Here is a 14,783-nt window from a genome sequence, read left to right as displayed (position 1 = left end):
GCCTCATCGCTCCTTCAACGTTCCAACGACCGGCCCGCTGCCTCCATCGGTGGCGTATTGAAGCCGGCGGCGGCCAGCCGCGCTTCCACGGCCGCCGCCATGGACAGCACCTGTTCGTCGGCGAAGCGCCGCCCGACGATCTGCAGGCCGACCGGCAGCCCGTCGGCGGCAAATCCGGCGGGCAGCGACAGCGCCGGCAATTGCGGCAGCATGTTGAAGGGACAGGTCAGGTCGAGCCCCTTGAAGCGGCCATCGGGCAGCGTCGCGGCATAGTCGTCGTCCGTCTCGGTCACCGGAGGTGCTGTGATGGCGCAGGTCGGGCACAGCAGGGCATCGTAGCGTTCGTAAAGCCGCGCCATGTCCCGCCACATCGCGGTGCGCAGCAGCTCCACCCGCTTGTAGGCGGTCGCGTTCATCGCCAGCCCGCGTTCGATCATCGACACGATTGACGGGTCCATATGGTGGCGATGCTCGGTGAGTTCGCCGCCAAAGAAGGCCGACATGAAGACGCACCAGAGATCGAACCATTCGTCGTTGACGGCGCGCGTCCAGCCCATCGGCACTTCGTCGACGATGGCGCCAGCCTTGCGCATCTCGGCGACCACTTGCCGGATGACCGTTTCGACCTGCGGCGCGATGGCGTAATAGCCGAGGTCGATCGATAGCGCGAAGCGCTTGCCTTCGAGCCCGCCGGTCCGCGCCGCCGAACCGTCGAATCCGATCGGCAGCGAGGCAATGTCCTCGTCGCTGCCGCCCGCCGCCGTCTCCATGAAGGCGACGGCGTCTCCAACGCTGCGCGCCAGCGGCCCGAAATGCGAGATGTTGTCGAACACGCTGGGCAGGATGGTCATCGGGATGCGGCCGAGGCTGGGCTTCAATCCGACGATACCGCAGAAGGCAGCTGGAATGCGCACCGAGCCGCCCATGTCCGTGCCTTCCGCGAACGGCACGACGCCCGTTGCCACGGCGACCCCAGCTCCCCCGGAAGAGCCGCCGCTGGTGCGCTCCGGGTTCCACGGATTGCGGGTAACGCCCCAACGCGGGCTGTTGGTGAAGCTGGAAAAGGCAAACTCCGGCGTCGTCGTCTTGCCCATCAAGATGGCGCCGGCGGCTTGCAGGCGGCGGATGCAGAGCGCCGTCTGCGTCGGTATCCAGGTTCCACGGGTCCATGAACCGAGCGTCGTCAGGTCGCCGGCGGTCGGCGTCAGGTCCTTGGCCGCGAACGGCACCCCATGCAACGGCCCGGTCGCCTCGCCGCGCGCCACGGCGAGGTCGGCCTGGCACGCCGCTTCCAGTGCCTGTTCCTCGCGGATGACGGCGAAGGGATTGAGCGTCTGGCTGACCGTCTTGGCGCGGCGGATGGACTCGCCCACGACCGTCTCGGCGCTGAAGGCACCCGAGCGGATGCCGTCAGCGATCGCCCTGGCGGTCAGGTCCAGCGGATGGGTCATGGTTCGGGTCTCCGGGGGTGCTTTGATGCCGGGCGGTTTTCGCCTCCCGCAAGGACCTGTGACATGCAATAGGTGCTTGTGCCGCGCGGGCGCACCTGCGCAATCTCGCCAACGCCGCAAGCATGAGGTCTACCGTTTCGATGAAGTCCGCAGCCAGACAAGCCGGCTCGCATGCGTCCTTCGATGCCTGGAATGCCAGCCTCGGCGCGGCGGCCAACGCGATCGGCTCGCGCGGATTTCCCGATGCGCTGGCGGCGGCGCTGCGCCTGCTTGCGCCCTTCCAGATGATGAACGGTTTCCTCTATTCGCCGGGCGGTCGCGCCTTCGACCTTTACAATGAGAAGATCGTAGCCGCGCGCTCGATCATCGTCGACCGCTACCTTGCCGGTGCCTTCGTGCTGGACCCGTTTTATGACGCTGTTCGTAGTGACGGCACCGAGCGCATGATCGTGATGCGGGAGCTGGCGCCCGACGATTTTCTGCAGAGCGAATATCATCGACAGCATTACGCTACGACCGAGATCGTCGACGAGATCGGTTTCGTGCTGAAGCTGGAAAGCGGCTTTGCCGGTGTTCTGTCGCTGTCGCGAACCGGCACGGCGCCGCTTTTTGCCGTGGACGAACTGGAGCGGTTCAGATCCGCCGCGCCGGTCGTCTGCGCGCTTGCGGCGCGACACTGGTTTCATGCTCCTGGCCTCTCGCTTGACCTCAAGAACGCGGGCCCAACGGCGAGGATCGAGCATCCGTTGCTGACCCGGCGCGAGCTTGAAATCGTCACTCTGGTTCTCAAGGGGCATTCCAACCTCTCGCTCGCCGCGGTCCTTTCGCTGTCGCCCAACACCGTCAAGGTGCATCGCCGGCAGATCTATTCCAAGCTGGCCATATCGAGCCAGGCGGAGCTGTTCCGGCTGTTCCTCGCCTGATATTCAGGTGATGCCGGCCTGCAAACGGCGGTTTCCCGCGCTTCCGGTGCTCACGTACGAAAAGTACGCTCCGCTCCGGTTCTCGGAACCCGTCGTTTTCGACTCGGCCTGACCTGAATCTCAACACCCTTTGGAACAAGTCCGCGTCACTCTGCGAAGTCCATTTCCGGCGGCGCGACCTGGAAGAAGCTGGTCAGGTAGGCGAGATAGACGACGCCGACCGCTAGCCAGATAAGGCCGAGGACCTTGGCGTTCTCGTCGAGATTCCACAGCAGGAAGAGGTCGCAGACCGCCGCCAGCGCCGGGACGACCAGCCCGATCAGCACGCCGAGCGGACGGACCTGCTGGTCGCGCTTCAGATAGAGAGCGATCACCGAGACGTTGACGGCGGTGAAGGCGAGGAAGGCGCCGAAATTGATGAACGATGTCGAGGTGGTGACGTCCATGGTCAGTGCCGCGAGGCCGACGGCGCCGACCAGCATTAGGTTGAGGATCGGCGTGTGCCATTTCGGATGCAGATTGCCGAAGAACGAGGTCGGCAACACGGTGTCGCGCCCCATGGCGTAGAGCAGCCGGCCGACGCTGGCCTGCGCGGCAAGGCCGGAGGTGAATTGCGCCACGACCAGCGTCGCCAGGAAGATGGTGACGAACAGGTCGCCGCCGATGGCCTTGGCGATTTCGGTGGCGGCGGCGTCGACCGAGACGAAATCCGCGCCTGGATGGGCGAGCTGGGTGACATAGGCCGAGGCGATGAAGATCAGGCCGCCGGCGAGCGCGATGATCAGGATCGCCTTCGGCATGGTGCGGCGCGCGTCCCTGGTCTCCTCGGTCAGCGTCGACACCGCATCGAAGCCGAGAAACGAATAAGCGGCTATTGCCGCACCCGCGACCGAGGCGGAGAAGGGCACGCCGCTCTTGAAGAAGGGCGTGACAGAGACGAGCCCGCCAGGGCCGTTCAGCGCCACCACATAGCGGGCGGCCAGCACCAGGAAGGCGACGAGCACGCCAAGCTGCACCAGCATCAGGATGAAGTTGACGCGGTTGGCGAAGGCGATGCCGACGACATTGACCAGCGTGGTCAGCGCGATGAAGCCGACGATCCACAGCCAGGCGGGAACCGCGGGAAAGGCCGAGGTGAGATAGGCGGCACCGATCAGCCAGATCACCATCGGCAAGAAGAAATAGTCGAGCAGAACCGCCCAGCCGACGAGGAAGCCGACGCTGGGGTTGATCGAGCGGCGGGCATAGGTATAGGCCGAGCCGGCGACGGGATAGACGCGCGCCATGACGCCGTAGCTGATGGCGGTGAGAAGGATGGCCGCGGCCGCGACGAGATAAGCCATCGCGGTGGTGCCCTGGCTTGTCGCCGCCAGCGCCCCAAAGGTGCCGAAGACGATCATCGGCGTCATGTAGGCCAGTCCGAAGAGCACGACGGACCAGAGTCCGAGCGCGCGGTCGAGTTTGACAGTGTCTTTCATTGTTCCGCCTCCGGGAAGATGTGTCCGATGCTTTTTCCGGAGACCAGGGCGGGCTTGAGATCGAACTGTTCCGCGCAGGCTTCCGTTCGCATTTCTTGAAGATGAGAGGAAACATGACTTAGCCGGCGCACGGCGACCATAACCCCAAGGTATTATGCGAAATCGGCCCTGACCGGCCGACCGACGCGGCATGGCCGGCCGCTTTGCCGGGCCACCTTTTCAACGGAATGACGTGGATTCGAATGCGCCGGCTGGGCGTGGATGGCGGTTCGGGTGAGGGCGACGCGGGACTCGGTCCGCCCAAACATGACCGCTTCTATCCGGACCGGAAGGACTCTGACGGGTACGGGCAGGACTTGCTGTTGACCCCCGAACCACGGCCGGCGTGTCAGCAAAGCTGACCCATCCTGCCCGAATATCGCTTCTTCGCATCCCCTGTCGGTCAAAAAAGTATCATCCGTTGCCCTGAATCGTGGTGGCGCCTCAAGTCATGAGCCGGTAGCGTGGTCCCGAAATGCAGAGCCGAAACCAATTCGGCCGGTTTAGGGAATGTGGGCCGAACGCGGCAACGATCCGTGCCGGCCCGGGAGGAAACGGACATGGAACCGGACCTGGAAGTTGTCCAGATACGACGTGGTGAGTCCTTCAAGGCGTGGTCGCATGGCTACCCCTTCCACACGGTGCGCTGGCATTTCCATCCCGAATATGAACTGCACCAGGTGATCTTCACCAATGGCCGCTATTTCGTCGGCGACTTCATCGGCGAGTTCGAGCCGGGCAATCTGGTGCTGACCGGGCCCAACCTGCCGCACAATTGGGTGAGCGATATCCCGAGGGACACGTCCATCCCGCTGCGCGGCCGCATCATCCAGTTTTCCGAAAGCTTCATCGGCGACGCCATGCATGTGCTGCCGGAGCTGGCCGGGCTCGCGCCTCTGCTCGAGGCATCGCGGCGCGGCGTGCTGTTTTCCAGCCGCACCAGCAAGGAGCTGGCGCCGCTGATGGAAGAGATGATGCAGGCGCAAGGGGTGCGCCGCATCGAGCTGTTCATGATGATATCAGGCCTGCTCAGCCGTGCGCAGGAGTTCCAGCTTTTGGCCAGCGCCAGCTACCGGCCCGATCCCTCGGGCTACATGACCGCCGGCATGAACAAGGCGCTCGCCTATATAAGGGAAAACCTGACGCAGCTGTTCGACGAAGCCGACCTGGCAGCCATCGCCGGCCAGTCGACCGGCGCCTTCTCGCGCTCGTTTCGCCGCCACACCGGCATGTCGCTGGTACAATATGTCAAGCGGCTGCGCATCAACCTCGCCTGCCAGATCCTGATGAGCGACGAGCAGGCCTCGATCACCGACATCTGCTACGAGGTCGGCTTCAACAATCTGTCCAATTTCAACCGGCAGTTCCTGGCGGAGAAGGGCATGCCGCCCTCGCGTTTCAGGCGCCTGCTGGCCGACAACATCAACGCGGGAAAAGCCGCTTAATGGAGGAGCCAGGGAGGAACCAAGGGAGGAACCACAGTTTTTCGCATGACAAGGTGGGCCGCATGACGCGGTCCGCGATGGAGAGCGCTTGTCTCGAAAATCCTCCCTCAGCGGAGGATGTCGGCGCGGCTTGAAAGGCCGGCGCCGGGCCCTGGTTCCCAATTGCAGTTGGGGCGAGGGCGGAGGCGCGTCGTCAGACAAAAGCAGTCAACGACCTTCTTACAACCAGATCCAGAAACGGAGAAGACCGAATGACCAAATTTTCAATCAAATCCGCCGGCATGGCAGCGCTTGCGCTGTCGCTGCTGGCCGGCACCGCCGCGATCGCCAGGGCCGCCGAGGTCACCGACGCCACTGTCGCCTTCCTGATGCCCGACCAGGCCTCGACCCGCTACGAACAGCATGATTTTCCCGGCTTCGCCGCCGAGATGAAGAAGCTGTGCCCAGGCTGCAAGGTGCTTTACCAGAACGCCGATGCCGATGCCTCGCGCCAGCAGCAGCAGTTCAACTCGGTGATCTCGCAGGGCGCCAAGGCGATCGTGCTCGATCCCGTGGACTCGACCGCCGCCGCCTCGCTGGTCAAGCTGGCGCAGAGCCAGGGCATCAAGGTCATCGCCTATGACCGGCCGATCCCGACCGCGCCGGCCGATTTCTATGTCTCGTTCAACAATGAAGGCATCGGCAAGGCGATCGCCGACTCGCTGGTCGCGCATCTGAAGGCGCTGAAGGTCGATCCGGCCACTGGCGGCGTTTTGCAGATCAACGGCTCGCCGACCGACGCGGCGGCCGGCCTGATCAAGAAGGGCATCCATGAAGGGCTCGACAACAGCGGCTACCAGATCCTGGCCGAATACGACACGCCGGAATGGGCGCCGCCGAAGGCGCAGCAATGGGCCGGCGGCCAGATCACCCGCTTCGGCCCGAAAATCCTCGGCGTCGTTGCCGCCAATGACGGTACCGGTGGTGGCGCCATCGCCGCCTTCAAGGCGGCCGGCGTCGATCCGGTGCCGCCGGTGACCGGCAATGACGCGACGATCGCAGCCTTGCAGCTGATCATCGCCGGCGACCAGTACAACACCATCTCCAAGCCGAGCGAGATCGTGGCGGCAGCCGCCGCCAACATCGCCGTGAAGCTGCTGTCGGGGGAGACGCCGAAGGCCGAGATGACGCTCTACGACACGCCATCGCAGCTGTTCACGCCGGCCGTGGTGACGCAGGAAAACCTGAAGGCCGAGATCATCGACAAGAAGATCAACACCGCAGCCGAACTCTGCGTCGATCGCTACGCGGAAGGCTGCAAGAAACTGGGCATCGGGAACTGACCGCGACCTTTGCCCGCTCCGCTGCCTGGTCGCCTGCGCGGTGGCCAGGCAGCGCTCACCGCTTTTGAACCGGTTCTTATGAAAGGTGTTCCAGGCATGATCGATATCCCGGACGGACCGGTTCCGACAGGCGAGCTGGTGCTCCGCCTGCGCGGCGTTTCGAAGAATTTCGGCGCCGTCTCGGCGCTCACCGACATCGATCTCGATGTCCATGCCGGCGAGGTGGTGGCGCTGGTCGGCGACAATGGCGCCGGCAAGTCGACGCTGGTCAAGATCCTGGCCGGGGTGCACCAGCCAAGCTCGGGCACCATCAGCTTTCGCGGCAAGCAGGTCGCGCTTGCCGACCCGAGTGCGGCGCTGACGCTCGGCATCGCCACCGTGTTCCAGGATCTGGCGCTGTGCGAGAACCTCGACATCGTCGCCAACATCTTCCTCGGCCGCGAGCTCCACCCGCTGCGGCTGGACGAGGTGGCGATGGAAGTGCGCGCCTGGACGCTGCTCAACGAGCTGTCGGCGCGCATCCCCAGTGTGCGCGAAGTGGTCGCGTCGCTATCGGGCGGCCAGCGCCAGACGGTGGCGATCGCCCGCTCGCTGCTGCTCGAACCCAAGCTCATCCTGCTCGACGAACCGACGGCGGCCCTAGGCGTGGCGCAGACCGCCGAAGTGCTCAATTTGATCGAGCGGGTACGCGACCGCGGCCTCGGCGTCGTCATCATCAGCCACAACATGGAGGATGTGCGGGCGGTGGCCGACCGTATCGTCGTGCTGCGGCTTGGCCGCAACAACGGCATTTTCACCCCCGAAGCCTCGAACCAGGAGCTGGTCAGCGCCATCACCGGCGCCTCGAACAATTCGGTGTCGCGGCGCGCCGAGCGCCGCCAAGCCAGGCAGGATCAAACGCAGGAGCCACGCCCATGAGCCGCGAAGTGGAACACGCAGTCCCCGTGCCGCCGCAGCTCGACCGCGCCGATGTGCGCGTCAAGCACGAGGCCGGGCTTGGCGGCAGCATCCGCGCGTTCTTCGACCGGGTGCGTTCGGGCGATCTCGGCTCGCTGCCGGTCATCGTCGGGCTGGTCATCATCTGGACGGTGTTTGCCAGCATCAATCCGATCTTCCTGTCGAGCAGCAATCTGGTCAATCTGCTGTTCGATTCCTCCACGGTCGGCGTCATCGCGCTTGGCATCGTCTGCGTGCTGATGGTCGGCGAGATCGACCTGTCGGTCGGCTCGATCAGCGGCTTTGCCTCGGCCCTGGTCGGCACGCTGTGGGTCAACCAGGGCTGGCCGGTGGCGCTCGCCATCCTCGCCGCGATCGCCGTCGGCGGCTTCATCGGCGCGCTCTATGCGCTGCTGTTCAACCGGCTCGGCATGCCGAGTTTCGTCTCGACGCTGGCCGGCCTGCTGGCGGTGCTTGGCCTGCAGCTCTACATCCTCGGCTCGACCGGCTCGATCAACCTGCCTTACGGCTCGAACCTGGTGAATTTCGGCCAGCTGCTGGTGATGCCGAAATTTGTGTCGTTCGCTCTGGCGGCCGTGCCCGGCATCGTCATGCTGGTCACCGGCCTGCGCACCGTTGCACGGCGCCGCGCCGCCAATCTGTCGGCGCCGTCGACCGGTGGCCTGATCACGCGGGCGGTGGTGATCACCGTCATTCTCGAACTCATCGTCTTCTATCTCAACCAGGCGCGTGGCATTCCGTGGATGTTCGGCCTGTTCGTCGGCATGGTCATCGCCATGCATTATGCTCTGACGCGGACGAAGTGGGGCCGCTCGATGTCGGCGGTCGGCGGCAACCGCGAGGCGGCAAGGCGCGCCGGCATCAATGTGCGGCTGATCTATTCCAGCGCCTTCGTGCTGTGCTCGATGCTGGCCGCTTTCGGCGGCGTGCTGTCGGCGGCCCGCCTTGCCTCGGCCAGCCAGCAGGCCGGCACCGGCGACGTCAACCTCAACGCCATCGCGGCGGCCGTCATCGGCGGCACCAGCCTGTTCGGCGGCCGCGGCAGTGCCTATTCGGCGCTGCTCGGCATCATCGTCATCCAGTCTATCGCCAGCGGCTTGACGCTGCTCGATCTGTCCTCGTCGCTTCGGTACATGATCACAGGCGCCGTGCTTGCCATCGCAGTCATCGTCGACTCGCTGGCTCGCCGCTCGCGTGTTTCCCATGGCCGGGCCTGAATCCATCAACAGGAAGAAGAACATGAGTCAGGAACTGTCTGGAAAAGTTGCGGCAATCACCGGTGCCGCATCGGGCATCGGCCTCGAATGTGCCAGATACATGCTGGCGGCGGGCGCCAGCGTGGTGCTGGTCGACCGCGCCGAGGTGACGCTGAACAGCCTGTGCGCGGAATTTGGCCCCAAGGCGATCCCGCTGGTGATCGACCTGATGCAGCCGGCAAGCGTCGCCACCATGATGCCGCGGATCCTGGAGAAGGCTGGCCAACTCGACATCTTCCATGCCAATGCCGGCGCCTATGTCGGCGGCGAGGTGCTGGCAGGCGATCCCGACGCCTGGGATCGCATGCTGAACCTCAACATCAATGCCGTGTTCCGCTCGATACACGCGGTGCTGCCGCACATGGTCGAGCGCAAGATCGGCGACATCATCGTCACCAGTTCGATCGCCGGGCTGGTTCCGGTGGTCTGGGAGCCGATCTACACCGCCTCCAAGCACGCCGTGCAGGCCTTCGTCCACACGGTGCGCCGGCAGGTCGCCAAGCACGGCCTGCGCGTCGGCGCGGTGGCGCCCGGCCCGGTGGTGACGGCGCTGGTCGACGACTGGCCGAAGGCGAAGCTCGAGGAAGAGCTCGCCGCCGGCGGCCTGATGCAGCCGCGCGAAGTGGCCGAAGCGGTGATGTTCATGCTGACCCGCCCGCGCAACGTCACGATCCGGGACCTGGTGATTTTGCCGCAGAGCAATGATTTGTGAGGGGAATAGGGCAGTAGGGCAGTAGGGCAGTAGGGGAAGATGTAGACACAGCCTTGCTGTCCGACCTCCGTTAGAAAACGCTTTCTGCTTCCTACCCCGTCTCGCTAATCTTTACTGCCCTACTGCCCTACTGCCCTACTGCCCTACTGCCTATTCCCTATGAGAGATCCCATGCCCCACTATCTCGGCATCGACGTCGGCACCAGTAGCGCGCGTGCCGGGGTGTTTGACCACACGGGAAACCTGCTTGCTTCGGCCAAGCAGGACATCGAGGTCTGGCGCGAGCCCGGCGACATTGTCGAGCAGTCGAGCAACGACATCTGGCGGGCGGTGTGCACCGCCACCCGCGCCGCTGTCGCCGATGCCGGCATAGTGCCCGAGGCGATCGCCGGCATCGGCTTCGACGCCACCTGTTCGCTGGTGGTGCTGGGCGAGGGCGGCGTGCCCTTGCCGGCAAGCAAATCGGGAAATGCCGAACGCAACATCATCGTCTGGATGGATCACCGCGCCGCCGAGCAGACGCGCCGCGTCAACCGCAGCGGGGAGGCGGTGCTGACCTATGTCGGCGGCGTCATCTCGCCGGAGATGGAGACGCCGAAACTTCTGTGGCTGGCGGAAAACATGCCCGCCACCTTCAACACCGCCTGGCAGTTCCTGGACCTCGCCGATTTCCTGACCTGGCGGGCGACCGGCAGCCTTGCCCGCTCGGTCTGCACGGTGACCTGCAAATGGACCTATCTGGCGCATGAGAGCCGCTGGGATGAGGCCTATTTCCGCAAGATCGGCCTGGGTTCGCTGGCCGACGAGGCGTTCGCGCGCATCGGCACCGAGATCGTGCCGGCCGGCGCCGCACTCGGCGGCGGCCTGACCGCGCAAGCGGCGGCGGACTTTGGCCTGCGTCCCGGCACCGCGGTGGCGGCCGGGCTGATCGACGCGCATGCCGGCGGCGTCGGCACGGTCGGCGCGCGCGGCGATTTCGGCAGCGTTCTGTCGCGCATGGCCTATGTCTTCGGCACCTCGGCCTGCACCTTGTCGTCGACGGCCGAGCCGGCCTTCGTCGACGGCGTCTGGGGGCCGTATTTCTCGGCCATGGTGCCGGGCCTGTGGCTGAACGAGGGCGGCCAATCGGCGGCGGGTGCCGCGATCGACCATCTCGTGCGCATGCACCCGGCGGCCGGCGAGGCGACGGCCAAGGCTCAGGTCGAGGGCCTCGGCCTCAGCGCCTGGCTGGCGCTGCAGGCGCAAAGCCGCAAAGGGGCGGCGGCCGCGCCGGCGCTGGTTAGCGGCATCCATGTCGTGCCGGAATTCCTCGGCAACCGCGCGCCCTTCGCCGACCCCGATTCGCGCGCGCTGATTGCCGGGCTCGATCTCGACACCGCCCTCGACAGCCTGATCGGGCTCTATGTCGCGGGCGTCTGCGGGCTGGGTTACGGCGCGCGCCAGATCGTGCGGGCGCAGCATGACAAGGGCATTCCCGTCGACACCATCGTGGTCAGCGGCGGCGCCGGGCAAAGCCCGCTGGTGCGCCAGCTGCTTGCCGACACGACGGGCATGGTGGTGGTGGCGTCGACCTCGCCGGAGCCGGTGCTGCTCGGCTCGGCGATGCTGGGCGCTGTCGCTGCCGGGGCTTACCAAGATGTCACGGCGGCCATGGCCGGCATGTCGGAACTCGGCGAGGTCTACCATCCCGATGCTTCGCTGGCCGGCTGGCACGCCAAGCGCTTCGCGGCGTTCGAGCTGCTGCAAAAGGCCGGCAAGGCGATCAGGGAGTGATCGCAAGCGGCTCCTGTCTGGCTGTGTCAGGAGCCTAGCGGAGCGCCACTTGGCGACGATGCCGGAAGCTGGCAGCTTGGTTCTGTCGTAGACCCTCTTGCAGCATGGCTGTGCGATGAGGGCAGCGCGACAGACCAGGAGGCTCCGATGGCAGACGACAAAGCGCCAGTGCCGTTCGCATCGGATGAGGTGCCGTGGACCGAATGGTCCGATGTGCCGCGGTTCGGCGTGCGCTACCGGCATTTGTCGCTTGCCGCCCTTGGCGAGACTTATCATGTCGGCGTGGCGATCGAGGAGTTGCCGGCGGGCAAGCAGACCTCGCCGGCGCACTACCATATTTTCGAGGAGGAGCATGTCTTCATCCTAGAAGGGATGCTGACCGCTTATGTCGGCGACGCCGCCTATGAGATGAAGGCTGGAGACTATATCTGCTTTCCGGCGGGTGCCGCGGCGGGGCATTGCCTCGTCAACACCAGCGCCGCGCCATGCCGCTATGTCATCGTCGGCGAGCGCAACCAAAATGACGTGGTCGTCTACACCGCCTCCAACAAGGTGCTGGTGCGCGCCCTGGGCAGTCGCGCGCTCTTCGATCTCGCGGCAACCCGAACCTACTGGGACGGCGAGAACACCGGCCTGGCCACCGGCGATCCGTTGCCGTCGGATGTGACGGCCGGTGTCACGAAGGCCGCGGCCGCACCGATCCCGCCGATCGCCAGCGACACCGTCGAATGGAAGGTCGAAGGCGAAGGCCCGCGCTTCGGCGGCCGGTCCAGGCATCTGACCTATGCCGCCTTGGGGCGGCCCGATTATCATGTCGGCATGCTGATCGAGGCGCCTGCCCCCGGCATGCGCCTGGCGCCCAGGCACTACCACATGCTGGAGGAGGAGCATGCGCTGATCCTGGAAGGGCAGGTGACACTGCTGCTTGGCGAGGAGCACTACAAGATGAAGGCCGGCGACTATGTCTGCTTTCCCGCCGGCCGGCCGGTTGGCCATTCCTTCCTCAACAGCGGTACCGGACCGTGCCGCTACCTGATGATTGGCGAGCACAACCCCAATGAGGTGTGCGTCTATCCCGACTCGAACAAGGTCGCGGTCGACGCCTTGCGCCGGCGCGACGGCATTTTCGACATGGCTGCGGTGAGGCAGTACTGGGATGGCGAGGCGACGGAATGATGCTTCGCCGTTCCCCGCTCACAATTCCTTCTCCGCCAACTCCCTGAATTCGTCGGGAACCGAGCGCGCCGCCTCCAGCGCCACCGTGCCGTAGCCGACCGCCTGCTTGCCGAAACGCTCGCGGATCTTGTCGATGGCGCGGTCGGCGCCGAAGCGGGCCAGACCTTTGCGGGTGCCGGGACGGCGTTTCTCGTCGGCGAGGCCGAGCGGCAGTTCGAGCTGCAACTCGGCACTTTCCTCGAGATGCGAGACCGAGATCGCCAGCAGCGAGATTGTTTTCTCTTGGCGGTGGTCGGCAAGCACGCCGCGCACCAGATCGCCGGCGATCTCGGCCAGGATCGTTGTCGCCGAGATCGGCTGGTCGAGCGTGATCGAGCGCGAAACAGTGCTGAGGTCGGCAAAGCGCACGCGCACCGTCACCGTGCGCCCGGGCCGAGCCTTGGCGCGCAGCCGGCTGGCGACGCGGTCGGCCAGATGCAGCAGAGTGGGTACGATGACCCGCGCCACGGCGGGTTTCTGCCCAAGCGCCGACTGCGCGCCGGCAGAGTGCGCCCGACGTTTCGTCTCCAGTCTGCGCAGGTCGCGGTTCCAGGACAGCGCCGACAGCTTTTCGCCGGCGGCGGGACCGAGCAGCCGCGTCAGCGCGCCGCTATGCGTCCTGGCCAGCTGGCCGATGGTCTCGATGCCGATCTCGGCCAGCCGCGCTTTGGTCGCCGGGCCGACGCCCCACATCAGCCCGACGGGCAGGTCATGCAGGAAGGCAAGCTCGGTGCCGGGGTCGACCACCACCAGCCCGTCGGGCTTGGCCACCTGCGAAGCGATCTTGGCCAGATGCTTGGTGCGCGCCACGCCGATCGAGATCGGCAGGCCGAGTTCGGCCCGCACGCGGTGGCGGATGGTCGTGGCGATTTCTTGCGGGGATCCAAACAGATGCGTGCAGCCGGCGACATCGGCAAAGGCCTCGTCGATGGAAATGCGCTCGACCACGGGCGTGAAATCGTCGAGTACCTTTATCGCTGCGTCGCCCAGCCGCTGGTAGTCGCTGAAATTGCCACCGACAAAGATCAACTGCGGGCAGAGCTCGCGCGCCTTGCGTCCCGGCATGCCGCCACGCACGCCGAAGGCGCGCGCCTCATAGGAAGCGGCCAGCACGACGCCGCCGCCGACAGCGATCGGCTTGCCGCGCAGCGACGGATCGAGCAACTGCTCGACCGAGGCATAGAAGGCATCGAGATCGGCATGCAGGATGGTGGCTGTCGTTTCCATCCCCACATCCGCAGTTGCTGATAGATGAGAACAGATAGAGAACAAAAGCAGATGGTTGTCAAGATGGCGTGAGTTTTGGAATGCTGAGTTTGCGTCGCTTAGTTTCGAGCGTTGGCGCTGCCCTCACCTGCCTGCCGGCGTTCGTCATTCGAAAAGCCAAGCAATTGGCTTTTCGTCCGCTGCGCGGACCACTCCTCAACTCCCCGTATAGAGACGGGGAGAGGGGGTGCTGCCATAGCCGCTTTCGCTATTTGTCAGCGGTGCAAAGAGGGCGCCGGCGTGCGGCCAGCCTCTTTCTCCCCGTTCTACGGGGGAGAAATGCCCGGCAGGGCAATGAGGGCGGCGCCGGCTTCGCAGAAGAGAGCGGTTCTGGGCAGAAGAGCGGTTCTGGTTTCGACCGAATTCTGCTCAAATGCATTCGCCTAGACAATATGCTCCGCCCGCAACGCCACCTTCATGCGATCCAGCGCGGCGTCGCCACCGGCCGCCAGCTCGTTGGCGATCCGCGCCAGTTGATCGTTGGCCTTGCGGTGCTTGCTGCCCCAGGCGCCGAGGGTCGCCAGCACGGGCAGCAGGTCGATGCCGGCCTCGGTCAGCCGGTAGACCGTCTTCAGCCCATGCGTCGGGTCGTCGCCGCGGGTGAGGATTCCTTCGTCCTGCAGCGTCTGCAGGCGCTCGGCCAGCGTGCGCGAGGAGATGCCTTCGTCGGACCGCAGGAATTCCCGAAAATGCTTTTTCCCGGCGAAGATAAGGTCGCGGATGATGAGCAGCGTCCAGCGGTCGCCGAGCAGTTCGAGCGACAGGTTGATCGGGCAACCGGATTTTTCGCGCGTCGACATTTCTATGGTTCTATTTTTAAATCAATTTACTATTGACACCATTTTTGCTCCGCGTCAATGATTCCAAATGTAAACCGTTGTGGTCGTAGAGGGATCGCTGGGTACTGGACTTCGCCCGCACCCTCGAGCCCTGACAAACCGAGGAG

Annotated in this window: 12 protein-coding genes; 8 read left to right on the top strand and 4 right to left on the bottom strand. The window is 65.2% G+C overall.

Translation table 11 applies throughout. The features are described from left to right. Positions 1–14: 14 nt before the first annotated feature. Positions 15–1,451: an amidase gene (locus BPNPMPFG_RS09850; protein ID WP_258595045.1), complete on the bottom strand. Its 1,437-nt coding sequence runs from the start codon at positions 1,449–1,451 to the stop codon at positions 15–17. 140 nt (positions 1,452–1,591) lie between these two features. Here BPNPMPFG_RS09850 and BPNPMPFG_RS09845 point away from each other — a divergent pair, with 140 nt between their 5' ends. Then, complete coding sequence (locus BPNPMPFG_RS09845; RefSeq protein WP_258595043.1) at positions 1,592–2,374, top strand: helix-turn-helix transcriptional regulator; 783 nt, start codon at positions 1,592–1,594, stop codon at positions 2,372–2,374. A gap of 146 nt (positions 2,375–2,520) precedes the next feature. On the opposite strand, the gene BPNPMPFG_RS09840 is transcribed toward BPNPMPFG_RS09845, so the two are convergent. Beyond that, positions 2,521–3,852 (bottom strand): APC family permease, encoded by a 1,332-nt coding sequence (locus BPNPMPFG_RS09840; protein ID WP_258595042.1) that lies wholly within the window; start codon positions 3,850–3,852, stop codon positions 2,521–2,523. Positions 3,853–4,451: 599 nt separating this feature from the next. Here BPNPMPFG_RS09840 and BPNPMPFG_RS09835 point away from each other — a divergent pair. From BPNPMPFG_RS09835 to BPNPMPFG_RS09805, 7 genes are all read left to right on the top strand, one after another. Continuing rightward, complete coding sequence (locus BPNPMPFG_RS09835) at positions 4,452–5,336, top strand: AraC family transcriptional regulator (protein ID WP_258595041.1); 885 nt, start codon at positions 4,452–4,454, stop codon at positions 5,334–5,336. A gap of 251 nt (positions 5,337–5,587) precedes the next feature. Then, entirely contained in the window at positions 5,588–6,658 is a 1,071-nt protein-coding gene (locus BPNPMPFG_RS09830) for an ABC transporter substrate-binding protein (RefSeq protein WP_258595039.1), read from the top strand. Positions 6,659–6,754: 96 nt separating this feature from the next. Next, positions 6,755–7,576, top strand: a complete 822-nt coding sequence (locus BPNPMPFG_RS09825) for an ATP-binding cassette domain-containing protein (protein WP_258595037.1) — start codon at positions 6,755–6,757, stop codon at positions 7,574–7,576. Next, positions 7,573–8,832, top strand: a complete 1,260-nt coding sequence (locus BPNPMPFG_RS09820; RefSeq protein ID WP_258595035.1) for a sugar ABC transporter permease — start codon at positions 7,573–7,575, stop codon at positions 8,830–8,832. The genes BPNPMPFG_RS09825 and BPNPMPFG_RS09820 overlap by 4 nt, the downstream gene beginning before the upstream one ends. A gap of 22 nt (positions 8,833–8,854) precedes the next feature. After that, the gene (locus BPNPMPFG_RS09815; RefSeq protein WP_258595034.1) at positions 8,855–9,583 is read left to right on the top strand and encodes an SDR family oxidoreductase; all 729 of its coding nucleotides are present in this window, start codon (positions 8,855–8,857) and stop codon (positions 9,581–9,583) included. A 171-nt stretch (positions 9,584–9,754) separates the two neighbouring features. Beyond that, positions 9,755–11,356 carry an FGGY-family carbohydrate kinase gene (locus tag BPNPMPFG_RS09810; protein ID WP_258595033.1) on the top strand — a complete coding sequence of 534 codons (1,602 nt, stop codon included), beginning with the start codon at positions 9,755–9,757 and terminating at the stop codon, positions 11,354–11,356. A gap of 147 nt (positions 11,357–11,503) precedes the next feature. Beyond that, on the top strand, positions 11,504–12,532 hold the full coding sequence (locus BPNPMPFG_RS09805) for a cupin domain-containing protein (RefSeq protein WP_258595031.1): 1,029 nt from the start codon (positions 11,504–11,506) through the stop codon (positions 12,530–12,532). A gap of 18 nt (positions 12,533–12,550) precedes the next feature. Here the strand turns inward: BPNPMPFG_RS09805 and dinB are convergent, their stop codons facing one another. Together dinB and BPNPMPFG_RS09795 are read right to left on the bottom strand one after the other, a co-directional pair. Further along, positions 12,551–13,798 (bottom strand): DNA polymerase IV, encoded by a 1,248-nt coding sequence (dinB, locus tag BPNPMPFG_RS09800; protein WP_258595030.1) that lies wholly within the window; start codon positions 13,796–13,798, stop codon positions 12,551–12,553. 422 nt (positions 13,799–14,220) lie between these two features. Beyond that, positions 14,221–14,637, bottom strand: coding sequence for a winged helix-turn-helix transcriptional regulator (locus tag BPNPMPFG_RS09795; protein ID WP_258595029.1), 417 nt, complete (start codon positions 14,635–14,637; stop codon positions 14,221–14,223). Positions 14,638–14,783 lie beyond the last annotated feature (146 nt).

This window comes from Mesorhizobium sp. AR07 (assembly GCF_024746815.1).
In the GTDB taxonomy this organism is placed as follows: Bacteria; Pseudomonadota; Alphaproteobacteria; order Rhizobiales; family Rhizobiaceae; genus Mesorhizobium.
The sequence above is the reverse complement of the archived record's forward strand: the minus strand, read 5'-3'. Positions and strand labels throughout refer to the sequence as shown.